This is a genomic window from Paenibacillus thiaminolyticus, from assembly GCF_003591545.1.
Lineage (GTDB): Bacteria > Bacillota > Bacilli > Paenibacillales > Paenibacillaceae > Paenibacillus_B > Paenibacillus_B thiaminolyticus_A.
This window is the reverse complement of record NZ_QYZD01000001.1, coordinates 62,836-88,980: the sequence shown is the minus strand read 5'-3', so window position 1 is coordinate 88,980 and position 26,145 is coordinate 62,836. Positions and strand designations below refer to the sequence as shown.

The 26,145-nt window shown below is 46.6% G+C and carries 23 protein-coding genes, 1 other RNA gene and 1 pseudogene; 3 read left to right on the top strand and 22 right to left on the bottom strand.

Features of this window, described 5'->3' with window-relative positions; translation table 11 throughout:
* Both DQX05_RS00440 and DQX05_RS00435 read left to right on the top strand, forming a co-directional pair.
* The gene (locus DQX05_RS00440; RefSeq protein WP_119789946.1) at window positions 1–2,409 is read left to right on the top strand and encodes a hypothetical protein; all 2,409 of its coding nucleotides are present in this window, start codon (window positions 1–3) and stop codon (window positions 2,407–2,409) included.
* A gap of 2 nt (window positions 2,410–2,411) precedes the next feature.
* Window positions 2,412–3,278 (top strand): ATP-binding cassette domain-containing protein, encoded by an 867-nt coding sequence (locus DQX05_RS00435; protein WP_119789944.1) that lies wholly within the window; start codon window positions 2,412–2,414, stop codon window positions 3,276–3,278.
* Window positions 3,279–3,638: 360 nt separating this feature from the next.
* Here DQX05_RS00435 and DQX05_RS00425 read toward each other — a convergent pair whose 3' ends face one another.
* The 6 genes from DQX05_RS00425 to DQX05_RS00400 all read right to left on the bottom strand — a co-directional run bounded on the left by DQX05_RS00425 (window position 3,639) and on the right by DQX05_RS00400 (window position 8,602).
* Window positions 3,639–4,622, bottom strand: coding sequence for an SPFH domain-containing protein (locus DQX05_RS00425; RefSeq protein ID WP_119789942.1), 984 nt, complete (start codon window positions 4,620–4,622; stop codon window positions 3,639–3,641).
* Window positions 4,623–4,648: 26 nt separating this feature from the next.
* Window positions 4,649–5,446: a TPM domain-containing protein gene (locus DQX05_RS00420; RefSeq protein ID WP_119789940.1), complete on the bottom strand. Its 798-nt coding sequence runs from the start codon at window positions 5,444–5,446 to the stop codon at window positions 4,649–4,651.
* Window positions 5,443–6,480 (bottom strand): TFIIB-type zinc ribbon-containing protein, encoded by a 1,038-nt coding sequence (locus DQX05_RS00415; RefSeq protein ID WP_119789938.1) that lies wholly within the window; start codon window positions 6,478–6,480, stop codon window positions 5,443–5,445. Before DQX05_RS00415 ends, DQX05_RS00420 begins: the two co-directional genes overlap by 4 nt.
* 28 nt (window positions 6,481–6,508) lie before the next feature.
* Complete coding sequence (locus DQX05_RS00410) at window positions 6,509–7,192, bottom strand: PspA/IM30 family protein (RefSeq protein WP_119789936.1); 684 nt, start codon at window positions 7,190–7,192, stop codon at window positions 6,509–6,511.
* A gap of 254 nt (window positions 7,193–7,446) precedes the next feature.
* Window positions 7,447–7,941: a hypothetical protein gene (locus tag DQX05_RS00405; RefSeq protein WP_119789934.1), complete on the bottom strand. Its 495-nt coding sequence runs from the start codon at window positions 7,939–7,941 to the stop codon at window positions 7,447–7,449.
* Window positions 7,942–8,101: 160 nt separating this feature from the next.
* The gene (locus DQX05_RS00400) at window positions 8,102–8,602 is read right to left on the bottom strand and encodes a GNAT family N-acetyltransferase (RefSeq protein ID WP_119789932.1); all 501 of its coding nucleotides are present in this window, start codon (window positions 8,600–8,602) and stop codon (window positions 8,102–8,104) included.
* 173 nt (window positions 8,603–8,775) lie between these two features.
* Between DQX05_RS00400 and DQX05_RS00395 the strand changes: the two genes are divergently transcribed.
* Window positions 8,776–8,949: an AbrB/MazE/SpoVT family DNA-binding domain-containing protein gene (locus DQX05_RS00395; RefSeq protein ID WP_259391712.1), complete on the top strand. Its 174-nt coding sequence runs from the start codon at window positions 8,776–8,778 to the stop codon at window positions 8,947–8,949.
* A gap of 610 nt (window positions 8,950–9,559) precedes the next feature.
* Here the strand turns inward: DQX05_RS00395 and DQX05_RS32965 are convergent.
* The 16 genes and pseudogenes from DQX05_RS32965 to DQX05_RS00310 all read right to left on the bottom strand — a co-directional run bounded on the left by DQX05_RS32965 (window position 9,560) and on the right by DQX05_RS00310 (window position 26,076).
* The gene (locus DQX05_RS32965) at window positions 9,560–9,781 is read right to left on the bottom strand and encodes a type II toxin-antitoxin system HicA family toxin (RefSeq protein ID WP_119789930.1); all 222 of its coding nucleotides are present in this window, start codon (window positions 9,779–9,781) and stop codon (window positions 9,560–9,562) included.
* Window positions 9,774–10,190, bottom strand: a complete 417-nt coding sequence (locus DQX05_RS00385) for a hypothetical protein (RefSeq protein WP_119789929.1) — start codon at window positions 10,188–10,190, stop codon at window positions 9,774–9,776. Before DQX05_RS00385 ends, DQX05_RS32965 begins: the two co-directional genes overlap by 8 nt.
* A 133-nt stretch (window positions 10,191–10,323) precedes the next feature.
* Window positions 10,324–11,082 (bottom strand): ABC transporter ATP-binding protein, encoded by a 759-nt coding sequence (locus DQX05_RS00380; protein WP_119789927.1) that lies wholly within the window; start codon window positions 11,080–11,082, stop codon window positions 10,324–10,326.
* Window positions 11,083–11,085: 3 nt separating this feature from the next.
* Window positions 11,086–12,945 (bottom strand): annotated as a pseudogene (locus DQX05_RS00375) (ABC transporter permease).
* Window positions 12,946–13,061: 116 nt separating this feature from the next.
* Window positions 13,062–13,712, bottom strand: coding sequence for a TetR/AcrR family transcriptional regulator (locus DQX05_RS00370; RefSeq protein ID WP_119789925.1), 651 nt, complete (start codon window positions 13,710–13,712; stop codon window positions 13,062–13,064).
* 498 nt (window positions 13,713–14,210) lie between these two features.
* Window positions 14,211–14,945 carry a YheC/YheD family protein gene (locus DQX05_RS00365; protein ID WP_119789923.1) on the bottom strand — a complete coding sequence of 245 codons (735 nt, stop codon included), beginning with the start codon at window positions 14,943–14,945 and terminating at the stop codon, window positions 14,211–14,213.
* 25 nt (window positions 14,946–14,970) lie between these two features.
* Complete coding sequence (locus tag DQX05_RS00360) at window positions 14,971–16,071, bottom strand: 2-aminoethylphosphonate aminotransferase (RefSeq protein WP_119789921.1); 1,101 nt, start codon at window positions 16,069–16,071, stop codon at window positions 14,971–14,973.
* On the bottom strand, window positions 16,068–17,228 hold the full coding sequence (gene aepY, locus DQX05_RS00355) for a phosphonopyruvate decarboxylase (RefSeq protein WP_119789919.1): 1,161 nt from the start codon (window positions 17,226–17,228) through the stop codon (window positions 16,068–16,070). The genes DQX05_RS00360 and aepY overlap by 4 nt, the downstream gene beginning before the upstream one ends.
* A complete protein-coding gene (gene aepX / locus DQX05_RS00350) occupies window positions 17,229–18,128 on the bottom strand; it encodes a phosphoenolpyruvate mutase (RefSeq protein ID WP_119789917.1) in 900 nt (299 codons plus the stop codon). It abuts the gene before it with no gap.
* Window positions 18,129–18,853: 725 nt separating this feature from the next.
* The gene (locus DQX05_RS00340; protein ID WP_182914601.1) at window positions 18,854–20,239 is read right to left on the bottom strand and encodes a hypothetical protein; all 1,386 of its coding nucleotides are present in this window, start codon (window positions 20,237–20,239) and stop codon (window positions 18,854–18,856) included.
* Window positions 20,158–20,559: an SWIM zinc finger family protein gene (locus tag DQX05_RS32960; protein ID WP_119789913.1), complete on the bottom strand. Its 402-nt coding sequence runs from the start codon at window positions 20,557–20,559 to the stop codon at window positions 20,158–20,160. The genes DQX05_RS00340 and DQX05_RS32960 overlap by 82 nt, the downstream gene beginning before the upstream one ends.
* 368 nt (window positions 20,560–20,927) lie before the next feature.
* Window positions 20,928–21,294: a transfer-messenger RNA gene (ssrA, locus tag DQX05_RS00330) on the bottom strand.
* Window positions 21,295–21,510: 216 nt separating this feature from the next.
* Window positions 21,511–21,984 (bottom strand): SsrA-binding protein SmpB, encoded by a 474-nt coding sequence (gene smpB, locus DQX05_RS00325; protein ID WP_119789911.1) that lies wholly within the window; start codon window positions 21,982–21,984, stop codon window positions 21,511–21,513.
* A 521-nt stretch (window positions 21,985–22,505) separates the two neighbouring features.
* Window positions 22,506–24,113: a copper amine oxidase N-terminal domain-containing protein gene (locus DQX05_RS00320; protein ID WP_119789909.1), complete on the bottom strand. Its 1,608-nt coding sequence runs from the start codon at window positions 24,111–24,113 to the stop codon at window positions 22,506–22,508.
* Between the two features lie 213 nt (window positions 24,114–24,326).
* Window positions 24,327–25,433: a sensor histidine kinase gene (locus tag DQX05_RS00315; protein ID WP_119789907.1), complete on the bottom strand. Its 1,107-nt coding sequence runs from the start codon at window positions 25,431–25,433 to the stop codon at window positions 24,327–24,329.
* Window positions 25,423–26,076, bottom strand: a complete 654-nt coding sequence (locus DQX05_RS00310) for a response regulator transcription factor (protein WP_119789905.1) — start codon at window positions 26,074–26,076, stop codon at window positions 25,423–25,425. The genes DQX05_RS00315 and DQX05_RS00310 overlap by 11 nt, the downstream gene beginning before the upstream one ends.
* Window positions 26,077–26,145: the final 69 nt, after the last annotated feature.

The following is a 26,145-nucleotide window of genomic DNA, read 5'->3' as shown; positions in this document are numbered from 1 at the left end:
ATGACATTAATCGGATATGAACTGTTGAAGGTGTGGCATAGACGAGTCTTTGCCCTTCTGGCCGTCCTGCTCCTGATCGGCAATGTGCTGTTCTACTATAATACGCAGTTCCGGGAACAAATGGCTCTGATTCAACATAAAGACGAGTATCAACGCCTAGAGCAACAATATCGAAGCTTGCCAACCGATGAGGGGCGGGCATTAGCCACAAGACAAGCGGAGTTGTTGGCTTTGTATAGCACCTTTGCCCAAGAAGGCAGGATGGCCGAGGAGATCTGGGAACAGGCTGTTAATGAAGCGAAGCAAGTCCACCCTCAGGCGTATAAACGTTATAAACAAAGCCCGTATGCAGGCAATCCGGAGCTGATTGGCCGGGATTTATATCTCATCGAACGAATCAAAAAGCAGTACGAGCATATGGACCAGTATCGGCGAACGATGGAGGAAATGAACGCTCGGGCAGAAGAGATGCTTTCTGTCTCCATCTTCTATCAGGAAGGCACTTACTCCTACCGTAATATTGGGAAGACGGTGCAAGATTTCGAACCTCTACGCGGATTGCCGCTACAGTTAGGACTTGAAGAAGGGCTCACCTCAGGCACGCGGTTGCAGTCCACGGATATGTGCCTGGCTGCGCTCTTGTTCCTGCTATGTATCATTTTGTTCCAGGTTGAGAAGGAAGAAGGGCTGACTCGCCTCCTCCGTTCCACGCGCAATGGCCTGCTTGGCCTATGGGGGGCCAAATGGGTTGTTCTAAGCCTACTGACCGTGCTGCTAAGCTTCTTATATCATGGATCGATTTTGGTTGTTAGCGAACAACTCTATGGCTTTGGAGACCTTCACCGTTATATTCAATCCATGCCGTCATTTCAGGGAGCAGTCGAGGCGTTGACAGCGGGGCAGTTCCTTGTCCTGTATCTGGTACTGAAGGTAGCTGCGAACCTGTTATTTGCCTGGACGCTTGCCGCCTTATTCTTATTATTTCGCCGTGCCGGAGGAATCTACCTGGCAACTATAGCGTTACTCGGCATCAGCTTCCTATCCTATTCGGTTATTCATCCGAATTCTTACCTGAATATGTTGAAATATATGAATGTGGTTGCTTTCTACGATTCATTCCAGCTTCTTGCGGATTATCGCAACCTGAATGTGTTCGGATACCCAGTGAAGAAGACGACATTGACCTGTTGGATTGGCGGGGCTGTGATGATTCTGTTTCCCGTACTATGTGCGTGGCTTTATGTGTCCGATACCGGCATCGGATCTCGGCTTCCTTGGGATCGCTGGCGGGGAAGACTGAATGCCGCGTGGTTCAAGCTGCGACGCACCAATTCCATATTGATGCATGAAGGTTATAAATTGTTCATCTCCGGCAAATGTATTCTCCTGCTGGTGCTCGCCGGAGTTATCGTATACCAGCAGATCGATTGGGATGAACGAAGGTTCGAATACGATTCCATCGTCTATAACCGTTATTTGGATCGTATCAGCGGCATAATAAATGAAGACAAGCTAAACTTCCTGCAGGAAGAAAGGGAAAAATATGATAATCTGCCGCGGCTATTCGCTTATTGGTATGACCAATATATGTCCGGCAGCATTGATTTTACGGCCTACAATACAGAAAAGGTGAAGCTGGAGGAGTTCGCCAAGCAAGCGAAAGCATTTCAGTACATTGAGCAGCAGAGAGATTATTTACTGAGATTGGAGGACGGCTGTGGAATTATAGGAAGCTTCGTGAATGTGACATCTTCCGATGCGCTGTTCAACCGGGAGCAATCGGATCTGCGGGATGGCCTATTGTATACCGTCTTATTGCTGGCCGGGGTAAGTCCGCTATTCGCCCTCGATTACAGGTATGGGATGATGGCTATACTTAGGAGCACCCGTTACGGTAGGGGGAGACTGTTCCTCTCCAAGCATGGCCTTGCCTATCTCTACAGTGTCTTCCTGCTCCTCCTGCTCCAGATACCGAAATTCTATAATATGCTAAGGCATTACCCTGAGATTGATTGGCAGGCCCCGGTTCAGAGCATCGAGGTGCTCGGGCATGTACAGGGATCGTTGAGCATCCTGCAATATGTCCTCCTGATGGGTGTGCTCCAGATCGGAGGAGTGCTGCTTCTCGTTCATGTCATTCTCTTCCTGGAGATACTTGTCCGCAAACAAGCGATCCTGCTATTAATTTCAACAGCTATCGTGATCATCCCGCTTGGTCTGCAGTATATGGGATGGAAGTCACTCGGCAACATATCTTTCAATCTTATTTTTCAACTGTACCATGCCTTTCCAACATCACAGTATGCGCTGAACATGAGCATCTATTATGGAATACTGTTTCTTCTTGGCGTTGGGTGTGCCCTTGGCGCGTGGCGGACATTCAATAGCTTTACTTGGAAGGGGGATTAACGTTGGAACTGACGATTGATCGTGTAACGAAGCGCTATAACAAAGGGCAAAAAACAGCGCTGGATCGCTTCAGTGCCGAGTTCTCCCCCGGAATATACGGCATATTGGGTCCGAATGGGGCAGGCAAGTCTACGCTGGCGAATCTGATTACGATTCAGTTGAGGCAGGATGAAGGAGAGATTCGATATAACGATCAGAGCATCTCTCGTCTCGGTAAGGAGTATCGGAATATTTTGGGATACATGCCTCAGCAGCAAGGAATATATCATCATTTCACGGGCCGGAGGTTTTTATGGTATATCGCCGCTCTCAAAGGAATCAAGGCGCCGGAAGCCAGAGAAAGAATCAATGATCTGCTCGACATCGTGAACCTGCGTAAGGATGCGGATACGAAGCTTGGCGCATACTCTGGTGGAATGAAGCAGCGTATTCTTATTGCCCAAGCGTTACTAAATGATCCGAAGATTTTGATCCTGGATGAGCCAACCGCAGGACTTGATCCGAAAGAACGCATTCGCATCCGCAACTTCATATCGACCATCGCCATGAATAAAATTGTACTCATCGCAACCCATGTCGTGTCCGATATTGAGTTTATCTCGAAGCAAATTCTTCTGCTGAAGGAGGGCAAGCTTCTTGTCAAAGACGAACCTGCACGCATCCTGACCGGCATGGAAGGCAAGGTTCATGAAGTGCGCGTCCCGGAGTCTGAGTTGGCCGAGGTGCAGTCCCGCTTCAAAGTTAGCCACATTACGAGCGATTCAAGCGGCATCTGGGTACGAATCGTTCACGATGAAGCCCTGGAGCATATGGAATCCCGAGCCGTAAAGCCGAATCTGGAGGACGTGTACCTTCAATACTTTGAGTGACTATACGTGCGGGGGCATAATGTGAACTGCAGACCGTTCTCATCAAACCATTCCGTATTTCCCAAGAACGCGTAAAAGGGGATGCCGCCCTGTTTGAAACAACGGGACAGTTCTTCTATGTGTTCACCAGGTCCAGCAACGCCATCATTGCGGCCCCCCCTGATTGCTTCCTACAGCATTTTTTCGGTCATCCTGTCCCGATTTGTCTCCAGGAGCAGTTGAACAAGAGGCAATATGCCATTATTGTCTTAGTCATCGCCGGCATCGCCTTGTTAGGCATTGCGGATGACCTATAGTCTCTTCCATGTCACCAAGCCTAAAAAAAGCCGACCTTGCAGGTCGGCTTGCGGATGCCCCAGGTCAGTTCAGCTTGTGACCGCAATTCGGGCAGAAGTTAGCTCCTTCGTTTTTGGTGCCGCAGTTCGGGCAGAAGTTTGGCTTTTGATTGCCTTCCGCAGGAGAAGAAGCGGCAGGCGCGGTCTCGGCCACAGGCTTTTGATTTTGATTCATATTTTTCATCATTTCATTGGCGATGTTCATCCCCATCATCATGCCTGCCATGTCCGAAGCGGCGCCGCCGCCTTTTACTTTGCCAGAGGCAATGCCGTCCGTCATCGTCACCTGCTGGTACTTCTGCAGATTGCCGATCATCTCATGAGAAGCCGTCTTCGTAATCATATCTTGAATTTCTTGCGGGTAATTGAAGCTCATCACTTGAAAGCCGGTAATCGTCAGGCCGGTGTCCATCACTTGCATGTCCAGGTCCCCTTGTATCCCTGCGGCAATATCGGAAGCATTCGCCTGCAGGTTGAACATGTCCTTCCCCTCTCGGCTGATCCACTTCATTAACAGCTGATCCAGCACGGAAATAATTCGGATTTTCACATCCTCGACCAGATAACTGTCCTTCATCCCGGCCACCTTATCGATCAGCGTTACGTAATCGTTCACTTTGAAATTAAACGTGCCATTGGCGCGAATAGGCATGCCGCCCGGAAGCTGTGGAGACGGGATCAGAACCGGGTTCTGCGTTCCCCAGCGGACGGTGAACTCTTTCGTGTTCACGAACAGGACCTCCACTCTCATCCCGCTGTTGAAGCCGAATTTGAACCCTTTCAACGTGGACAGGAAAGGGATGATGTCGGAATCAATGTTATACTCCCCTTCATCCTTGAAAATCCCCTCGATCTTGCCGTTATTAACGAAAATCGCGTCTTGTCCGGCGCGGATAATTAACTTGGAGCCTTTTTTAATCTCCCGGTTGCTCCATTTCCAAAAGATCATATCATCTCTAAATTCTTCCCATTCGACTACATTCGCAAATTGGTTTCTGAAGAATCCCATCCTCATCCCGTCCCTTCGCTAATTCTCTAAAATGATCCTCTGCTGCCGCTATGCGAATGGCCGCCTGACGTGGTCCCTCCGCCTCCGCCGCTTGAGCCGCTGCTGCTGCTTCGTTCAATTTTCCGTCTCGTGGTATTGGTATGAAGGTACCTGTCCTCGTGAGCAACCACGCCTGAAGTACTCGCATTCTCGTAAGTCCGGGAATTGACCGTAACCCGGCCGCCCGAACGAAGGACCATCAAAGTAACGATGCCCCCTCCGAGGACCAGCGCGATGCCCAATTGCACCCACGTATTGAACAAGAGATTGTCCGGGTTAACCCCTGGACGGAATCCCATATATTTATGTGCCAATTGAATATATTTTTGAAAAGCGAGGTTATAATCGCCGGCTGACATATACGAGGATATCTTGCTTCGTATATTGTCCATTCTGGCATCATCTAGATAGGTCTCCGCTTTGTAAAATCCAGCTAAATATATCTCCCGATGCGCCATATCCACCATCAAAATGGCGGCATTGCCATGCGGCTTATCGTAGCCGGGCCCATAATTATCGTAGAAATCCTGCGTCATTGCCTTCACATCATAAGCTTCCGGGCCGTTGATCGTAACAATGATAAAATCCGTTTCCCGCTCGGCTCCGTATTGATTCGCCAACGCGTTCAGCTCTTCAATCTCCTGCGAAGTAAGCAGCTCCGCTGTATCGAAAATCAACTGCTTTTCGTCCGTCGCGGCCGCTTCACCCGCAATGATGTCCATCGGGATGGCCAGCATCATGAGGAAGAAGAACAGGAAGGCGAGGATCGCTCTCTTCCTTCTCACCACAATCCACCTCCCAAAACCCAGGAGGACACCGCATACATGACAAGGAAAGAGGCGGCCGAAATCCCGGCAAACCATGCAGCCACTTTCCCCTTGCTAATCGGAGGCTTGCCGACCACCTTGCCCGTCTGGCCATTCATGGCAAAAGTATACTCCTTTTTATTGTAATCATAGTTCACCATCCATACCGGAAGCAGGACATAATCGGAACGCTCCAGTTCGGTATCAATGTTGACATCGGTATAGTTCACGGTCGTATATCCCGACACCGTTGACTTAATATAAGAGCGGATATAGTCTTCTACCTTATGTTTAACCCGGGGGTATAGCTGTTCCTCGTTATAGCTGTACTTTTCGGCAATGTAACCGGCTAGATACGGCGTTTTGAAGCGTTCCAGCTTATCATAAGGAAAAGGCTCCAATTTATCCATCAGTTCATCATTCATTTTCTTCGAAGCATCAATCGGTACCCTTACGTAATCGAGATGGATTTCCCGGTATACGTCATAGTAATCCGTCTTAGTATACTCGTACTCTCCTGATCTGTACGTGCTCACTCTCGTAGCACGGGCATGCGCTTCGACTTCATTATGCAAATCATACAGCCAAAACGGCACATACAACCCGGTGATTCCTTTGATTCGATCCGCTGTCATAAACCCGCTTGGCGTCACCAAGCCGCCTCGACACCATTTGCGGAAGGCCTTCATCGCTTGTTCCTTGCTGATCGAAAAAGGAATAATCTTCGCCGGAGCCAGTTCCCCGGTCAACCGATCGCCGAGCACGACGGCCGATCCGCAGAAATTGCAGTTCGTTGCGCTCGTCTCCGCCTCGGTGATAATGACGGCTCCGCAGCTATTGCAATGATATTCTCTGGTCTCATCTTCTTCCGAAAACACTTGCTTCATCAAAGGATCGGGAATTCGCTCGATATTGTCTTCCCTTCCGCAGCTGCGGCAGGATAACATTCCTGTATCTGCATTGAACTCCATCCCGCTGCCGCAGTTCGGACATTTATATTCGATAACCGGCATCTGCTCACCCCTATCTACAAAGAAGCCACTATTCCTTCTTGTTCAATTTCTCTTTGAGTGCAGCCAATTCATCTTCCGCATTGGTGGGCGGATTCGCATTATTCCGCATATCCTTCTCCAATTGTGCGATGAGGTCATCCAGATCGTCTTCCTTCGATCCTGCTCGAAGCTCGGCCAAGGCCATCGCTTCATCCAAGGCGCGATTCGCCCTCTCCTCCAGGACATCGAACGAGGAATTGACATCACCCAAGGTAGTGCCGCCGGAATTCATCTTGATAGCCGCCAGCTTCCCTTTCAGCTCGGCGTGCCGCGCTTCCAGCCGGGCGATATCCGCTACCAGCTTATCCTGCATTTGCTTCATCTGTGCGGCGTTGGCCGAAGCCAATTCATAAGCCGTCTGCAATTCACTTTGTTTCCCTGCCAGCGCTGCCTTCCTCTCGAGGAACTTGTGCGCTTCCTCTTCCTTGCCGGCTTCCACGGACTTCTCCGCGTAACGCTGCAGCTTGCGGATCTCGGCATTGCACTCATCCAACGCCCTGCGGGCCCTTCCCTCATCCGCCAGCACCGAAGCTGTCTCCGCCTTCACCTTGCCCAGGTCCTGGTTCAAGCTCCGCATATATTGATCAATCGTCTTCTCCGGATCTTCCGCCTTATCCAATAAAGCATTCACATTGCTTGCCATAATATCCTTGAACCTCGACAAGATTCCCATGCTGCGCTCCCCCTCGAAAAGATTCCATCTTATCTTATAATACAGGAAAATGGGGAACGAGGTTTCATTTGGAGCAAATTGGTGCATGGTGAAATTGGGTATAACACTCTGGTTGTTCGGAATCAGCAAACGTACAAGGGCAGCATTCCTTGAACGCAAAAGAACCGTCAAAGGCATCACAGAGGATGCAATTGACGGTACCTTACAAGCGATTGGCAGGGTATGCAACCCCTTTTCAAAACCATCTAAAGAGTTCAGGAATGATGCCGACGCTTCCAGTCGCGGTGCCGTTCCGAAATAACCGGTTCGATGATGCGATAATTCTCGATAGTATCGTCTACATGATAGATCGTCGGCAAGCCCGCTGCCAATATTTCCGTGAAATCAACAGCCGTATAAATATCGTTATGGATATTGAGGTATTCTCGCGGGAACTCGCCCTCGTAATGCCATTTCGCCTTATCGTACACAACCAGTTCTTTTTTCTGGAATTGAAATAAAACATCCCGCGATGCTTCGATGAACCCTTGGCCCTTGAACTCGCCCGCCAATGCATTCAACCTGTCGAGAGCTTCCTGCTTGGTAGGATACGGCTCATAAGTCGGATTCCTCGTCTTTCTGTCGGAATACAGCCGGCCTTTAATGATATTAAGAATACAGGTCTGCGTTGCATCCGTAATCGTCAAATGCCGATAATCTGTAAAGCTCTTTCCCTGCTTAGTTAAGACCGTTTCTGTTTTTGTCGTCACGGCACTTCCTCCAATCCATTCCCTCGTAACGCTTACGCTAGCCCCAACCTTTGTAATAATTTTGCCCAAGATTGCGTGATATGGGAATCCAGCTAAGTACTAATATCTGTGAAGGAAGATGCCAGCTACGAACACTTGTTATGAGGATGTCGTATCTCCTTCAACCATATAATTTAAGGTCTCGTCCATCATTAGAAATCGTAACCATGCTATCAAAATGCAATCCTAGTTTTTCAAGAAGCTTTGCGGAACGTTGATTGCTGGGAGATGTTATCGCCACAATGCGAGGCAGTCTCAAGATATTTTTTCCATGCGTGAGTAATGCAGAAGCTGACTCATAGGCATATCCGTTCCCCCAGTGCCTCGGGAGGAATGCATATCCAATATCTACATCTTCTAATGTATCCCGCTTCATTAATCCACAGATTCCTAATGGGACACCGTCCGTTTTCCGTTCAATTAAGTACAGCCCGAAGCCCAAGCGGACGTACATTTCAACCGGACCATTCAAAATATAGTCACGCGCAGCTTCGACGGTTCTCACGCCTTTGTCGCCGATGAACTCCAGCCATGAGGGAGTATTCAGAAGCTCCAGCATAAACTCCGCATCATCAGTTGATAACCAACAAAGGACTGGTCGATCCGTTTCAAGAACTTTCAAGCAGAATCCCCCTTTTTGAGGTCTAGCAAACAACACCCCATGTGGATAAATTACGAAATAGAAAAGGCAAACATGCTTGCAAAGAATTATCAAATCATCATTTAGATTGAATTCCGAAAGCTAAATCGTATTATTGTTATAACGGTTGAATAAGATGATAGGGAGGGAGTTTAATGACTAGGGTGGTTGCAATGGAACGAAAAGTGGCGAAATTCGGCAATAGCTTAGGTATAACAATGACAGATGCTTTAAAACAAATTGGATTGGAGCAAGGCGATACGGTTAGTATTGATGTGAATCAATCCAGTGAAGAGATTACGATCAAAAAAGCCAACAAAGGTACCTGACCTGAAGGAAAGCGATGAATTTGTACAATCCCTCGCAGACGTGATCAACGAGTATGATCAGACACTGCGAAATTTAAAAGATAGATGAACCAAGTTAAATATTTATCCGTTAAAGAAGTGATTGCCATCAACGTCACCAACTCTTTCCCGGTTGGGGTAATTAGTATAACAATAGTGACTGACAGAAGTAACCGAGCACGTCTATGGATTAGCACGAAAATTTAATCTGATTAACGACCAATATATAAGTTAACCGGATATTACCGCTGCCGCTCGATCGCAAATGAGAGGAAGTTGTTTTTGGTACAGAATTTTCTCGTCAATTTAGTGCTAAACAGAACATAAAATTTCCGTATTGTAAAAAAATCGAATGACGGACAGATTATGTGCCCTTCCCTGGCCAAAATGTTGGAATACCGATAACGGGCGGCTGTAAGTGTTAGAGACTGCTCAAAGAAGAGCGGTTTCCTTGGTATGGCAAAAACCCGACCTCACGCGGTCGGGTTTTTCATGGTGGAGACGAGGGAATTCGAACCCCTGTCCGAAGATAACACACAGGCTTCTACGGGTGTAATAACGATTTTGATGTCACCTTGGGAGAATACCGTACTCACTTCTTCGAATTGAAGTACTCTTTGTCTACGCGTAACTGATGCTTAAGAATCCGATTGAATAACCCTTTGCCAATCTCACCAGTACCTTTTGATACGGCCGTTCGTAACACTTCTCCGTTAGGCAACGTTTTCTCATAGATTTTATCTCTTCCGTTGTGCCGCACCATACCCCATCCGTCACGCCTTAGAAAATTCTCCAGATCACTCCAACTAGGCATGAAACATTCCTGCGACCGAATCAAGATCGTCTTCGAGAAGTACTCGCAAGATATAGGGAGCATGTTTATGACGGTTAGACGTATTGTAATAGCGGAAATAGTTATTCTCGTAATCAATCGCGTATTCGATTAATTGACGGGCTAACTCCAGCTTGAGCTCATCGATGGTCTCACCGTCTGCAACAATGTCCTCAATTTGCTCAATAGACCCCGCATATCTGCCATCTTCATCTTGTTCATATTCGAATGTCAGTTCATACACCGACAACAGTTCCTTCATTTGCTGTTTGGAGAATGCTATAATGACATCTCTGTTGCGTTTAATCGCTTGCGGTTTCTCTCTTACTATTGTGTCAATAAATTGGCCGAAATTAGCTCGTACATCCGTTGCGTTCAAAAGTGTTTGCATATGCACCCCTCCTCACCTCCATAGTATATTATTATGTACAGGATGTACACTATGCAGTATATACATTTCCGCTGCAAAACATGCTTAAACAAAGTAAAAAGACACCTGCTCGGTGTCTTTTCAAAACAACAAATCATATTCCGATTTCCCTCATTTTCACCGTTACTTTCTCGATCCGGCCATCCATATTCGTCCCGTCAAACTTCGGAAGTTGCAGCTCGCTTACGATGGTTCCGTCGCGCATAAACATAATACGCTCCGTCCGCGCCGCAACCTTCGCGTCGTGAGTGACAAGCATAACCGCAGTACCCTCCGCGTTGATTTCGGAAAATAGGTCCATAATCTCCTGCGCGGATTGGGAGTTGAGCGCACCCGCAGGCTCGTCGCCGAAGATAATTCTCGGGCTGTTCATAAGCGCGCGGCATATTCCCGCACGCTGAAGCTGACCTCCTGACACCTGTGTGATGTCACGCTTTTCAAGCTCCGCAATGCCTACCCTTTTCATAAGCGCTCTTGCTTTTTCCGTAATTTTTGCGGCGTTTTTTCTGTTGCCCCGCATAGACGGAAGAATGATGTTGTCGAGGATGTTCAGATTTTTCAGCATCGTCGGCTGTTGGAACACAAATCCCATTTTTGTTCTCCGTATATCGGAAAACTCATTCTCCCCGGTCTCCGATAAATCCCTGCCGTCAACAACGACTTTTCCGCCATTAACACCATCCGTCCCGCTCAGTGCAAACATCAGCGTTGATTTTCCCGAGCCGGAAGGCCCCATCACCGCCACGAACTCACCCTCGTTTATTTCAACGGATACTCCGTCGAGAACATTGTGCTTTTCATCGCCCTCGCCAAAAGATTTTACGATACGATCACCGATAATCATCCTCTTCATTGTCTACTCCTTTATATTTTCGGAAATTTTGAATGTCCCGCGCCCGATGTCCCGATGATAGTTGCGATAAGTACCGAGCCTATCATCAGCAGCGGACTGAACAGATACGCAGCAAGCGGATTGACCGTAAAATGAAACGTCGACGCTCCAAAGGAGGAGATCACCGCACCGCAAGCATCTCTCCGAGCGTGTTAGCCAGAAGGTCCCGAGAACAATTCCGATAATCAGGACGAATACCGAACGAGAAACATACTGCACCTGAATATCCGAGTTTGTAAAACCGAACGCTTTCATGACGGCAATAGAATATCTGTCTTTTGCGACAAGCAATTTCATAAACAACAAAGTAACCAATACCGTTATAACCAGCGCGACGGCAATAGCAGCATTGGAGGCCTGTCCGACGGAGCTTATTGTCGAGCCATATGTCTGTGCCATATATTCATCAATATCCGAAACCTTTGCATAATCAAACCTGTCCGCATATTCCGAAACCTTACTGTCGATAAGAGATTGATCGGAAAGCTCTGCATAGATTACGTACCACATAATGTTCGCCGAATGGTCGGTGAAGACAGCCTTCGCGGTCTTCACCCCGTTAGTAATGTCGGAATAAATGCCGCTTACCGTGAGATTTTTTTCCTTCCCCTCAATCACCAGTGTAATGATTTCGCCGACCTTTTTGTTCAGCTCAGTGGCGTTCATAGCCGACAGCGCAATTTCGTCTTCTGCTGCGGGTGCTCTGCCCTCGGCATATTCTACAGGGAATATGGAATGGTCGCCGAGCTCAATTTTTAACCTTTCCTCCGAGCCGCCCTCCGTCTTTGCCTTGAACGTTTTGGTCGTAAGCACGGCATACTTTGAAATGGCACTGTCGCTGCTCATCGTTTTTATAATTTCAGCGGCTTTTTCAGAAATAGTGTCTGTTTGCTGAATGTCTATGCGTATATCGCTGTTACCTATCCCCATATATTTGATGAAGCCTTCCGAGGAAATCGTGTTGTACAGGTTTTGCGGAACAATTATGATAAATGCCGAGAGTACAAGCACTGCAAGCATTGTGGCGTAAAGTCTTTTCCTAGCGAAAGTGCAAAACCGAGAATACAGCCTGCCGCCGCAATCGCCGCGTACTTCGCGAGATAAATTTTCTTTATGTCGGAGATCCGCAGCCCGATTGCCTTCATAACGCCAATTTCGCGGTAATCGTCTTCGATTTTCGCGAGGAGCGTAAAGCGTATGCACATAAATGCGATGGCAACGACAAGCACGCTTACTAGAAGGATAACCCCTATCATCATCCCGTCGGAAAGTGCGTTAATCGTTTTGAAAAGCGGATATGTAATCGTTGGTCCGTTCGCCTCAAGTCCCGCGGAAGCATAAGCCGCGTCGAGTTCGCTGAGCTTGGACAAATCCTTTACCCTAAACTCAATCAGATACTCGATTCTTCCAAGATTTCTTAGATCCTCGAAATCATTTTTACTGATCAGAATTCTTTTGGAAGAGGCTAACGTGGAATTCATCTGCGAATCTCGAAGCAAACCCGCAACCGTAAATTCCTTCCCGCCTATGATAGCCTTGTCGCCAACCTTTGTGATATGAGAAATTCAAGCACCTGGAATTCCTCGACATTGTGATTTTGCTCCGCAAAAGCCTTCAGCCGTATAGTATCATGTTCGCCCGAATGCATCTGCATAAAATGCGGAGTTTTCGCTTGTGTCATAAGCGTATCCAGGCACCAGAAAGATTGACGACGAGTATCGCCGCTAGCGAAACAAGCATAGCCGCAGCAGCGACAAATAACATGGTTGTCAGCGTAATTGCCTTGCCCTTTAAAATGTCATTGCGGATTATCCTGGAATACATAAGCCACCTCTGTTTTCAAGCTTTTTAACCGATTTCAGTTACAAGTACCATGGCCGATGCCTTTCCTGTCTGCTGGAAAACATAAATCCCCAGCCCGAACGACGTAAGCCCGCTTCCTATGGCTGAAATGAACTGTCCCGGTCGCCAAACATCTGCATAACGTTCATAAGACTTCCGCTCTGGGCACCGAGCAGCCTTTCTGCGTTGAACACAAACGCCTGCATGCGTGAAGCGCGCTCTTCGTTCGTCATTTGAACCATATCATCATCAAAAACGGTATTCGCATAGGTCACAACCATTTCCATGCATTCATATGGGAACGGCGTGCTGAACAGCCCCTGCTCTATGCCCTCGCGGATGATTCCCGTCAGTATCGGCGTAACGCCGTTGATGATGACCCTTTGTATTTTCTGATGCATAAGCGCATTCTGCGGCTTATGAATGTGCTCCATAATTTCCTTGCTGCTGCTTCCGCCGCTTATGTTCAGTGCCATAACAACGCCGATAATGCGCGCAACGACGGGTATGCTCTTATCTGCAGCAATTTCCTGCGCCGCACCTAAAAGACGGACACTATACCGCTCAATCAGCGCGTCCATAATATCCTCCTTCGACTTGAAGTGATGATACAATGTTCCCCGCGCAATTCCGACCCTTTCGAGAATATCGTTAGTACTTGTACCGTCAAAGCCCTTCTGGCCGAAAAGCTCATCCGCCGCGTCAAGTATTTCGTTCCTGCGTTCATCCGCTTTTTTTACAACTCTCATTTTTGTACCTCCTTTTATAACAGACCGACTGCCTGTCGTTTAATAGTAACATGCTATGTTATGATGTCAAGAGGGTTCTACATCTAGTCAAAGAAAAGCCACATAAAACACGCCAATAAAAAAGGGCTTCCGCCCGGAAATACGTTATATAAACGGTATGCTTGTCCGCTAGTTCCCTTCCACGGGGCGAAATCGCCCATTCCCTGCGCCCCATCAAACCTTCTGTCTTCTTCATCGCTCCCCTTACATAGACGGAAAAAAGCAGGCCTCACGCGGTCGGCTTTCCTGATGGTGGAGGCCAGGGGATTCGACCCCCTGCCCTAAGATAACGCCACACAGGCTTCTACGGGTGTAGACAGTTTTGATGTCACCTGCGGGAACGCCCTGTAACCGGCTTTCCCACAGGCCAGCCTGATTGTCTTCTTCCGTTAGCCCCAGGCGGAAACTACGCGGCGTATCCCACTGAAGTTGAGCCCCTATCCCGGATCTATATCAACCTTATTTATATGAGAGTATTCGGCGGTACATCATTTTATCCTTCAGCTTAAGGAAATGGGACATCGCCGGATAAAGGTTGGCTTCAATTATGGATACGCGTCCTTGGCGATCTGTTGCAACGTCCAGGCCATAAATACGGTGCCTAGGGAATAAGGCTTTTAAGTGTTTCGCAGAAAGAAGCGAAACCTCATCTATTCGGGATTCTAATGCGGCAAGAGACAAATGTCTAATGGATGAACGTCGGATCCCCCGCTTAAACCTAAGCAGTTGTCCATGACTCCGCGTATTGTTGGAAACAACGTAACCTTTGCCCGCCACCTTGATTGCCTTTCCCGTAACGACCCATCGGGGAGATCTTTTTTTCCGTTGAACGATGACTCTCATATCAAATGGGCGCCTATTAATGGTCGGGCGATTAATTCTCTGTTGAACCATATAAGCGGCAGACCCGATTTTTCTTTTAATATAACGATAGGTATTCTCTCTTCCCCGCTTCACCGTCTTCATACTCTCGTAATGTATGGCGTAGCTGTCATTTCCCAAATCCGAGACTTGAATGATACCCCGTCCTCGGCTCCCCCAAACCGGTTTAACTATGACATAGCCATGATTTCCCAAAAGAGTCCAGAAGGATTGGCGGCTCATCCTCCTGGTTTCCGGCAGGTAGGGCGCTAAGGTACCATTCTTTTTCATAAACAAATATTTTACCCACTTATTTTTTGCTACTCTTCCCACGGTACTCCACCTTTCTCGTATTTGATCATGTGCCACTCAGATAATCTTCGAGCAATTCCAAAAAAAACTCGATATCCTTGGCCGTAATGTCCCCAATATTAGCAATTCGGAACGTCTTTAGTTCCTCCAGTTTGCCAGGATAAATCATAATGCCTTTGCTGTAGAAAAAATCATGCATGGATTGGAAATCAAAACCTGCATAAGGTTCATGAATGGATGTAATAATCTTGGAGTGATGCTCTTCGGGGACGAGATAGGTTAAACCCAGCCTTTTTAGACCGCTGATTAAAGTTTTCCAAGATGCCATGTACCTTTCGTAACGCTTTGCCATACCTTCCTGCTTTAATTCCCGGATGGCTTGCCTAAGCGCGTACAAAATCTGTACCGGCGGTGTAAACCGCATTTGCGCATGTTCCGCAAAATATTGATATTGGGCGTACAAATTCAAATAGTAACTTCTTGGTTTCCTGTCCTTCAAATTGTCCAATTTACTTTTTTTAGCTATGACAAACGAAACCCCGGGCATTCCCTGCAGATTCTTATTGGAACTCGACGCCAAAAAGTGAATGTTCATTTCTTTCATTTGAACCGGAATAGCACCAAACGAACTCATCGCATCCACCATCATGTCGATATGATACTTTTTGCATAATGCACCAATTTCCTTCACCTTGTTCAGAAGGCCGGTTGTTGTCTCATGGTGTACTACAGCGAGATGAGAAATAAGACGATCGGAAGATAGGATGAACCTCTCTAATGCATCCATATTAATACCACCATCGAAGGGACTCCTAAATTCTAAATAATCGATTCCGTAGACCTCGGCGATCTCGCACATCCGTTTTCCATAAGCGCCATTATTGACAATGATCATAGCTTGGTTGCCCGGGACGGAACTAATCATGGATTCAACGGCAGCAGTGCCCGATCCGGCAAACAATATAGTCTGATAATGGTCCGGATCCGCAACCAAACGGGTGAGCTCCGTGGAAATATGCTCCATAATTTCGCCAAACTCGGCTTCGCGGGGGCATATATCTGGAACCACCTGTGACCATTTCACACTCTCTGTAGTCGTTACCGGACCTGGAGTAAGCAAAATGTTTCTCTTTACGGCAGAACTCATGAGCCCTCCACTCCCTCGAGTTTTACGTAATCGTCGTGGATAAGTCGCTGTAGACGTTCTTTTACTTCGTAAGGCTTTATGCCCGGGCGAGCAAGCCGATCCTTGGACTGATTGGATATTTTCATATACAGGAAAGTAAGCCCTTTAGTCTTTTTCCATTCTTGTAGACAAGCTTTCAGTTCATCGAGGTTGTGGACATGGATCGACTTCGTATAACCGCAGGAAGCGGCAATATTAACGAAATCAACATTATGGGATACCGTGCTTTGTCCGCCTGTCGATTCGTGAGCATTATTATCGAGAAGAATATGAATCATATTGTTGGGGCTATAATAACCATTTGTCGCAAGGCTACCCATACGCATCAATAAAGAACCGTCCCCGTCAATCGCGACAATATTCTTGCCAGGCTGACTTAGGGCGAGCCCGAGTCCGAAAGAACCGATGCACCCCATAGAGCCCACCATATACAGATTGTTGCTGGCATCTTCAATTTCATACAATTCCCGACCTGTTTTGCCTGTGGTTGCAAGTTGTACTGTATCCCTGTCTTTCAACGAATTAATTACAGCTAATGCCTCAAGCCGTGCAGGCATCTGATTGTCTTTATGGGCATGCCGTATGATCTGGTTTGAGTGAATAGAGTTTTGTTGCTTTTTCAAAGGCTCTATGTCAAAGGTCCCTTTCTTGACGACAAAGAAAAATGGCCGATTACGGGAAATTTGCTCATTGGCCTGAATCAATTGTTGTTTGGCCTCCCCTAAATCTTTGGAGAGATATCGCCACTCCACGTTCACGATTTCCAGCAACTGTGTCGTGATCCTGCCCATAAGTTCATGTTGAGGCTCGTCAGGGACACCCGGCTCTCCGCGAAGGGTGACAAATCCAAGCAGGGGAATACGAAATGGGTAGATAAGGGATGTTAGCGGAGAAAGAGCGTTGGTTAGTCCTGAATTTTGCATAAGTACAACGGATTTCTGTCCTCCTATATAAGCAGCGGATGCGATGGCAACTGCATCCCCTTCGTTGGCTGCTGCAACGTAATCGAATTCGTTGATGGCATAATTGATTAAATTTTTCAAGTAGGAGCACGGTACACCGCTAAAAAAGGTAAATCCTAATTTTAGGAGCTCGTCTCCAAACAACTTGGTGTCCATTTATTTCCCCTCACTCGAGCCGGACTGCGACGCCGGAAGATATTGTTGCTCCGCAGCTTCGAGTTCTTCTGCCCCTTGAAGCCTGAAAACTTCTTCCAGTGTTGCAACATCCTTTTCGATATGGACAAGGCTCTCATCCTGATAAATTCTGCGGGATACTTGTTTCATGGCTTCAATGGATGATCTCAAGTTATGGTTAGCCCAAATCACAAGGCTAATCCCCAGCTCCCGAAACTTGACGGTTGGAGTCAAATAATACTTCGTAGGTACGATGACTACGGGCAATCTTCCGGCCCATTCCTTCATGAACGCCTCGATCTCCATAATATCCGGCCTTTTGCTGTGTATGAGCACCGCGTCGGCACCTGCCTTCCGGTATGCCTCCGCCCGCCTCAGCGCCTCTCCGAGTCCTCTCCCCGTAATAAATGCCTCTACTCTGGTTACAACGACAAAATCATCGTCGGTTTGCGTATCTTTCATGGCCTTGATTTTACCGCAAAATTCTTCGATATCAGCCATCGGCTGTAATTGGCCGTTTATGAAAGAGTTCATTTTGGGAAATTGCTTATCTTCAATACAAACCCCTGCAATATCCCGCTGTTCTAGCTTCTTGATCAGGCGTCTTGCATTATTGAAGTTCCCGTACCCCGTATCCCCATCAAGCAGAATCGGGATAGACGTCGCGTCGCTCATGAATTCCAGAACATCCAGAACCTGGGTCCATGAAGCTTCGTTATTGTCTCTTACTCCCATCGCTGCAGAGATCGATAACCCGCTTGCCCAAATCCCCTTGAAACCTGCCTCCTCAGCAATTTTGGCAGACAGACCATGATGAGCTTCCATGATGAACTCCAAATTTTCGGAATTGATCAAGTTTCTAAGCTCCTTTGTTTTTTTCATTGCACCTTTTCTCCTTCCCTTTAAACATAATCAATATGGAGCTTATACCCTCGATGGAACATTTGTTTTACCTATACTGCGGTTGAGCATCCGTAGGAGCCTTGAATCCGTCATCCAGTGAGTTTCAGGTAAATGTGGACGCAAGATAGGGGAATGTAACATGTGTTGTGTTCAGTTATAATGAGCATATTCATTAGATATCCCTGGTGTATAGACTAACTTCCTAATAAGGAAAAATTAAAAGGAGTGTGCATTTGTCGTCCTTTATTTTCGCCAAGGTGATCGAATTGGAACGAAAAGAGAAGAAGCCCTGAAAGAACTAGCACAATCAATTTCAGATACAAGTAACATGATCGCCCATGCAAAGACCAACTATAATCCGCTCCCGCATGGCCGTGCAGATATCGCTTATATCTTCCGTTTCGAAATTGTGTTTAGAATTTATTACATTTGCATTTATGAATCGTTGGAATACACTCGGCCCTTGGGTATCCCTATTTGATATAGGAGTACTAATTACGACATTTGGACTTTTCATCTATTGCAGATCAATGAACAAGCGTGGGGTGTTAAGATAAAGAAATGTAGACAATTTCAGACATAACAAAAGCCCAAACCGCATGAGGTCGGGCTTTTCATGGTGAGGCGAGGGGGAGTGGCCCCCCTGACCGAAGATAACGCCTCACAGGCGTCTACGGGTGTAATCACATTGGATAGCACCCGAATTAGACTCGTTTAATCTTCCGCAGTTCATCGATAAGAGCAGGCCGATTGGGATAAGTGGTGCACAACTGTTCAATAACCTTTTCCGCATGGGCTGTCCCGCCTGCTTTGATGAGATCACGAATCATTCTGCATCCTTTCTGATATTGCTTTCGATTGGAGGCGCGGGCGATTTCCTCTAATATGGTTTGTGTAAATAAAACAAAGACCTCTTCTGCATATTTACTTACGAGGTGTGGATAGTAGTCCAGTACCGTCCGCTTGTTCTTCCGAACATAATTCAGCAGTTTGTCCGTTGCCTTCTCTTCAACAAGCACCCGGGTATATAAGGACTCCGTTCGCCAATTCCTGTTGTATTCGTCTTCCAATTTGGCTAATAACCTCTCGTATGCCTCTTCCCATTCACCTCTGCTATATAATTCTTTTAACATAATATAATAATGATAATCCCCTGACACTGCGAATTCCTCTGCAAGCTTCTTTTGAAGATCCACTTGACGAGTATGACCATAAATTTCGAAGCGATACTCCTCCCATTGTTTAACAAGACCATGGTAGCCTTTTTTAGCGTCTTGTTGTTCTCCTTGCTCGGCAAGCTCTAGTGCTCGATCAAATTCCTGTCTCTTTATGGCATCTTCAATCGCCATTTTGCGAAAATGTGGATTGTTGAGATGGTCTTGTAAAAATTTCAATGCTACACTGTCACCTTCAAACTTTTGAATGACTTGGTATCGAAGTATAGTTGCATGCTCTGTAAAAAAAGAGCCATATGAAGACTGACTTCTTTCATGAGCCTCTAATTTTGCGATCAACTCACTCCATAAATCTTTTTCCGCAGAAGAGGCAATCAAATAACTTGCACTTTCCAGAAGAGACAATTGCCACTCATTCCAGCCCATTGTATTCGGATGGAGCACCTCTTTGAGAACCCGTTGAAATAGGACGGCTCTATCCTTAGAGGAGCTATTTTCAAGTTGAACTGATATACGGTGAATATTGTTTAGACATTCTTGAATTAGACCTCCGACGATTCCTCCGGAATCATCACACATCTGCAGCAAATCTCCCATCTCATGCATAATGCAAAAATTAATTTCTGCGGCACGAACGTAATTTTCGCTATCCAGCGCTTCCTCCGCCTTCTTCAGTATGTTTTCAGCACCCGTAACAGCGCCGGCAACATTCCGGTAAGCAACAAACCCAGAACGATCAGAGTTTTGTTTAATAGAGCTACGTATCATTTTTTTAAAGTGGTTTAAGCTTTCCTTATTACCGGCGTCCATAAATTTCAGTGAGAGCGCTTGCTCTACTTCCGTAATTTCGTTAGAGAAATTGACAAGCAGCGCGACCAACTCGTCCTTACTGAGCTTGGACAAATGGTCAGCCATATTCTTTTTAGTTGCAGACTTGCCTTCGGAATCGGATTCCGCCTTCTTTTTTGGTAGGCATGTCTGATTGCCAAAAGGACAGCTACGACATGCTTACAAATGGGGTCTTTGTCATAGGGGCAATCACAGAATGAATGGACGACTTCCCCACGCGAACTAAGTTTAATTTCGACATTGTAAAACACAGCTCCCTCCACCTCGGCGTGGTAAACCCGGGGCTTCACTTCACGAAAAGCAACGATATGACCGTTTTCCCAGTATGCTTCTCCTCGCTCTAGAACAATTGGATCTATCCTATTTTCAATTTCCGTCAGCTTCATTTTGTTCACCTGCTTTCTCTTTATTGGACTAGTTGTTATTACACTAAATACAAAGGTGATTGGAAAAGTTATCTTCTCTGATGGTAAACAAAGAGCTAAAACATACCAAGATTACACCAATCAAGATTAATTGCGAAAAGTTAACTTTACGCCGCAGGTTTCCCAGATGGCATTCGTAGATAGAGGTTCAAGGCTGTGCCCATTTGCTACTGCTTTTTGACACACGGCTTCTCTGATGCGGATACCCCCTTGCCATTAGCCAACTGTAGCCACGCCAAATCGTTCGCCCTATTGATCCCTATTGATGTCACCCATAATGGCTTACAACGCAGAAAAGCGACCTCACGAGGTCGCTTTTCTGATGGTATTGGTGGAGGCGAGGGGATTCGAACCCCTGTCCGAAGATAACGCCACATAAGCTTCTACGGGTGTAGTCACAGTTTTGATGTCACCTGCGGGAACGCCCTGTAACCGGCTTTCTCACAGGTCAGCCTGATTGTCTTCTTCCGTTAGCCCCAGGCGGAGACTACGCGGCGTATCCCACTGAAGTTGAGCCCCTATCCCGGCACATGGGCGATGCAGGGTAGAAGCACGCTAGCAGGTTATTAAGCTGCTAAAGCGTAAGAAGTTTGTTGTTTGCCGTTTAAATTTGGCGTTAGCGTTGATGAAGCGGACGCGTCCCCACTACCCGCTACCCATGCTCGAACTATCCCCGTCGAATCCAAGAACGCCCCCGTAATCGAAGCGAAGCAGATGAGGCTTCACCCCAAGGGGTAGTCCGTCTCGGATTAAGATGTCGAGACATCGGTGCATTGCATTCCATCGTCCGGCCAGCTCCACCTGAAGCCGATACGGCCGATGCATTTAGTATACCATAAATCAGGCCACAATGTGTATTCACTTCTTGCCAAGGAGGGAGAAGACTGGATGGTGTCTACCCCACCGACACGCTCAATACTTCTGCTTCTCCCGCAGAGCCCGCTGAATCTCGCGCTGCGCATCGCGCTTGGCGGCCGCTTCGCGCTTGTCGTAATTCTTCTTCCCGCGTCCCAGGCCAATCAGCAGCTTCGCATAGCCGTTGCGCACGTAGATCTTGAGCGGCACCAGCGTATAGCCTTCCTGCTTCGTCAAGCCAATCAGCTTGCTGATCTGCTCCTTATGAAGCAGCAGCTTGCGCGCCCGGGTCGGATCCACCGGATTGAACCGGTTGCCCTGCTCGAACGGGCTGATGTGCATGTTGTGCACGAACACTTCGCCGTTCCGAATCGTAGCGAACGCATCTCCGATGTTCGCCTTGCCCAGCCGGAGCGACTTGATCTCCGTTCCCGTGAGCACCATACCGGCTTCATAGGTGTCCTCAATGAAATAATCATGGGACGCCTTTTTATTTTGAGCCAATACCTTGCCATCGGTCTTTTTCCCCATGATCGACGACCTCCAACGCACGCAGTAATAAGTGCCAATCCTGATTCCCGCTCGGTCGCAGCCATTCCGTCAGGAAGGCGCAGATACCGGCAAGACAGCAATCGGACTAGACTTATATTGTATCAAAAAAGCCCCATCCGACTCAAGCCGACGCAATCACTCAGTTAAAATGTTACTCAAGAGGCATCGGTTGACTCACATCGTGCTTGCCCAACTCCACGCAGAAGTCCCTATGTCGCTTACGATTGGGATGAAACGCGCCGGGGCGCCGTGCTTCGCGAACGGCCAAAAGACCCGTTGCCCGGTTAATCGATACCGTGCTCTCGCCTGAACAATCCCAACAGCTGCAGGCGTTTCGGAATTCCCAAGATCCACTTCCATTACGCCACAATTGGAGGCGGTGCTTTCCCGCCCCGTGACGTCTCCCCACGCCGCGCACCCAGTAGACGCTGTGTAACAGCCTCCACTGGGTAACAAAATTACGTGAGTGAACCATTATCTTATCGGTAACCGCACAGCAATCAAGGCTGATTCGTACGATAGTTTTCAAGAAAATTCGATGATTTTTCTTTTAATAAATTTTGACGATCTAACGGGGTTCCCTTCGTCAATAGGTGCCTGCGATTCAACTCGTTAAAATACGCATCATCTTTATAAATATCAGGCGAAGGCTGGGTGATTGTAAATGAATGAATCTCCCCTAGATATAAGTAGCCGTCTATGTCCGCTTCCTTCATCTTGCCCGATAATGGAATCGCAGATTTACCGCCCATCCCCGGTCCAAACATGGTACTTCCCAACGAGTCGTAGCTGCTGTCCAAAGCCCCTATCCATGTTCCTTTTATCGCTGCAATGGAAGGGGTTGCCCATGATTCAAGTTTCGATTCCAATTCATCATTCTTAGCTCCAAATCCTGTATGAACCGCGATCACATACGTTGTGCCTGGATGTTTTTCGTCGATAAGCTGCAACATGGATTTGGATTTGGAATTGATTTGGATCGGTTGTTTCTTGTCGGAAATGGGAGCATTCGTACTCTTGTCATCCGGCACTTCTTTGAAAAATTGCGCTTGCTCGCCTTCTTTGGGAGGTTCAGGGACGAGCTGTCCAGCTCCGCCCGGTTTATTGCGACTCAAGTGGCCGCTGCCAATAATGACGAGTCCCTTGGCATTGTTTCTATAGATTTCCTCTTCTACGACCCCGGCCATATGGGTGTCCCGCTGCGATAGCCATTTATCCAAATCCTCTTTCGTGTTTACATGGTTCCAATCAATGGGCGGATCTCCAAGAACAATACGGAGTTTTTTTGAAGCGGGCAGCTTTTGATTTACAGCCCTTACGGCCTCGAACAATTTTTCATTGGACATTGTATCCGTAGGGCCCATCCCAGAAACGGAAAGATGGCGCCATACTTTTCTAAGCTCTTCCATATCGACATCCGCGCCATTGATATATCGATCAACCAAGTCTTGGTACCTTGCATTCCCGGTTTCGATAATAATTGTCTGCACCATTTCGGTGAATTTCGGATTTGATACAAGCGATATAATGAAATCCCGTTCTTGATCGAGGCCATGGACGTCTCCCAGAGCAACAAGCTGGTGGTTTTCAAAAGCATGTAATATCGCTTCCGTCGCATCTACAGGTTCCGGCTCAATGACGATCGAGATCCTTTTATCCTTCTCGTCGATCGTCGTGTCGGCTGTGTATAGTTCGGATATAAGGCTTACTGGCATTAGTGTCGTATTGTCTTTAAGAAAAGGCGCCGATGCAAGCTCTTTTTCGACATCGTTCATCGTAAATGACGTACTGTTTATCTTCGTGATGATTACCGCTTTATCGTTTTTTATTGTGATGGAACTGCTCTGTTGATTCCATTCTACGGCTGCCCCCAAGCTCTCAAAAAAAGCTCTCAACGGTATATATTGTTGATTATGGATGATCATTGAGTTTACATCAGATTCGATACCCATGTTATTTACGGACAAACGATACTCGTTATTTGGGCTTGCATCGTAAGCATACACTGATCTTGCTGTTATGGGCGTTGCAAGCAATAGTGCAATAACAACAATCACAAAAAGTCTTCTCGTGTTTAATCGTACATTCTTTTTCGATAGAAAGCCCATTATCCTTCCTCCTAGTTCCTTTGTTGGTAATCATACTTCCTGAAACAGGCAGAACGATCATAAATGTAACAGGTTTCTTCCCTTATTCCTGATAAGGTTTTTGATTTCCTTTTGCAAAATATACAAAGGCGGTCCTCCTCGTTTTGCGAAATATGGGGTGCTTCAATATCATCATAACGCACTCATGGTTAAGTATCGGTTAAGCAAAAAACATTATATTTCTACAGTTATCGTGGTTCCGGCCCCAATGTTGCTTTCAATATGAATATTTCCATCATGCTTTTCGATTATAGCCTTAACGACCGATAATCCCAGACCGCTGCCACCGAGTTTTCTCGAGCGGGAAGGTTCCACGCAATAAAAAGGTTCAAAAATATGCTGAATGTAGGAAGCGGGTATGCCGATTCCCGTATCCGATATGACGATTTTGTTTTTATCGGAAGAAATCGTGATTTGTCCCCCATCTTTGTTGTATTTGACTGCATTCTGCACGATATTATAAAACGCATGATACAGCAAGTCCGGTATGCCTAAAATCATACATTGGCAATCATTTGATGTTCGGATGTTTTTTTGTTTGATTGAGGGATCTAGTTCGTGAAAGATCGTTTCAAACATCTCGTAGGCGTCGGTTTTTACCATGCTTTCTTCACATACAGAGACATGAAGCTGGAGCAATTCCGAAACAAGCTGTATCAATTTTTCGGTACTTTCCTTTGTAATTTCAATCACTTCCTTGTATTCTTCCTTGCTCGGGTCTTTATCAAGCTGCAAAACCTCAATATTGGTCATAATCGAAGCAAGCGGTGTTTTAAACTCATGTGCCGCATGCTGAGCGAATCTCCTTTGACTCTCAAAGGCGTTTTCAAGGCGTGTAAGCAAATGATTGAAAGATGATGTAAGCTTCGCAACTTCGTCGCCATTATGGATGGCCGTAATTCTGGTTGTTAAATTATTTTCATCAATGTCTCTAATGTTTCTGCTCAGATCGGTTACCGGTTTTAACACTTTTCCTGCGATCAGATAGGTCAATCCCGTACCTATCACGATAAACATACACATATACAGGATGCTTATATTGGTGAATTTCCGTTTGTTCTTCTCGTAGATAAAATAGACATTGTCGCTACCTTGTGAAGGAACCTGTTTCACTTCATCAACTTGCTGCGGAATTTGAAGTCGCGGCGAACTATTGGAGGGAGTTGAAAAGGCCAGCCCGGCATTAAAGATCGAGAAATAAGTCAGGCAAACGCATACGGCCGCCAAAATTAATGCAGTTAGAAGGGTTAGCCTGCATCTCAAAGTAATTTTATTCCACATAATACCCTTCTCCTCTTAGATTCCTTATCAAGTTCACGGGCAGTTTTTTTCGGAGACCGTGGATATGCACCTTAAATGCATTTGTATAAGTGTCAGCCTGACTTTCCCAAATATGCTCAATTAATTCTTCATTGCTTACGATGCGGCCTTTGTTCATCATGAGATATTCCAATATGGCGTATTCTTTTCTGGACAGATTAATCGCATTTTCTTTTACAAACACTTTTTTGGTTGCCGTATCAATCTTTACATCGCTGCACACGATAACGGTGTCGGTTGTCTCGAATTTTCTCCGAAGCAACGCCCTTATCCTTGCTTCAAGCTCAGCAAAATGAAACGGTTTGGAAAGATAATCGTTTGCGCCTACATCGAGCCCGACAATTTTATCCTTCACTTCAGCGCGCGCCGATAAAATGATGATATGAATCGTTTTGTCTTCTCTTCTGATTTCGGCGAGAACTTCAATTCCATCCATCCTAGGCAAGTTTAGATCAAGCACCACGAGATCATACATATTCGAATAAAACAATTCAAGCGCTTGTTCTCCGTCCTCCGCCGTATCAACCGCATAGCCAAGCTTAGTGAAACCTTTTTTTAGAGCCTTTAAAATGTTTACCTCATCCTCCACAATTAGAAGCTTCATGACCTTTCTCCTTGCACATGTTTTTATGGATTAAGAATTGTTCTATACTGTTTAGAATAACATCCGGAG

Bases quoted from the DNA above. Each gene is read 5' to 3' on its own strand.
- DQX05_RS00440 (WP_119789946.1), top strand. From the start codon at position 1: ATGACATTAATCGGATATGAACTGTTGAAGGTGTGGCATAGACGAGTC.
- DQX05_RS00425 (WP_119789942.1), bottom strand. From the start codon at position 4,622: ATGGGATTCTTCAGAAACCAATTTGCGAATGTAGTCGAATGGGAAGAA.
- DQX05_RS00415 (WP_119789938.1), bottom strand. From the start codon at position 6,480: ATGCCGGTTATCGAATATAAATGTCCGAACTGCGGCAGCGGGATGGAG.
- DQX05_RS00410 (WP_119789936.1), bottom strand. From the start codon at position 7,192: ATGGGAATCTTGTCGAGGTTCAAGGATATTATGGCAAGCAATGTGAAT.
- DQX05_RS00395 (WP_259391712.1), top strand. From the start codon at position 8,776: ATGACTAGGGTGGTTGCAATGGAACGAAAAGTGGCGAAATTCGGCAAT.
- DQX05_RS32965 (WP_119789930.1), bottom strand. From the start codon at position 9,781: ATGCCTAGTTGGAGTGATCTGGAGAATTTTCTAAGGCGTGACGGATGG.
- DQX05_RS00385 (WP_119789929.1), bottom strand. From the start codon at position 10,190: ATGCAAACACTTTTGAACGCAACGGATGTACGAGCTAATTTCGGCCAA.
- DQX05_RS00380 (WP_119789927.1), bottom strand. From the start codon at position 11,082: ATGAAGAGGATGATTATCGGTGATCGTATCGTAAAATCTTTTGGCGAG.
- DQX05_RS00370 (WP_119789925.1), bottom strand. From the start codon at position 13,712: ATGAGAGTTGTAAAAAAAGCGGATGAACGCAGGAACGAAATACTTGAC.
- DQX05_RS00360 (WP_119789921.1), bottom strand. From the start codon at position 16,071: ATGAGTTCTGCCGTAAAGAGAAACATTTTGCTTACTCCAGGTCCGGTA.
- aepY (WP_119789919.1), bottom strand. From the start codon at position 17,228: ATGGACACCAAGTTGTTTGGAGACGAGCTCCTAAAATTAGGATTTACC.
- aepX (WP_119789917.1), bottom strand. From the start codon at position 18,128: ATGAAAAAAACAAAGGAGCTTAGAAACTTGATCAATTCCGAAAATTTG.
- DQX05_RS00340 (WP_182914601.1), bottom strand. From the start codon at position 20,239: ATGGCTGACCATTTGTCCAAGCTCAGTAAGGACGAGTTGGTCGCGCTG.
- DQX05_RS32960 (WP_119789913.1), bottom strand. From the start codon at position 20,559: ATGAAGCTGACGGAAATTGAAAATAGGATAGATCCAATTGTTCTAGAG.
- smpB (WP_119789911.1), bottom strand. From the start codon at position 21,984: ATGGGGAAAAAGACCGATGGCAAGGTATTGGCTCAAAATAAAAAGGCG.
- DQX05_RS00320 (WP_119789909.1), bottom strand. From the start codon at position 24,113: ATGGGCTTTCTATCGAAAAAGAATGTACGATTAAACACGAGAAGACTT.
- DQX05_RS00315 (WP_119789907.1), bottom strand. From the start codon at position 25,433: ATGTGGAATAAAATTACTTTGAGATGCAGGCTAACCCTTCTAACTGCA.
- DQX05_RS00310 (WP_119789905.1), bottom strand. From the start codon at position 26,076: ATGAAGCTTCTAATTGTGGAGGATGAGGTAAACATTTTAAAGGCTCTA.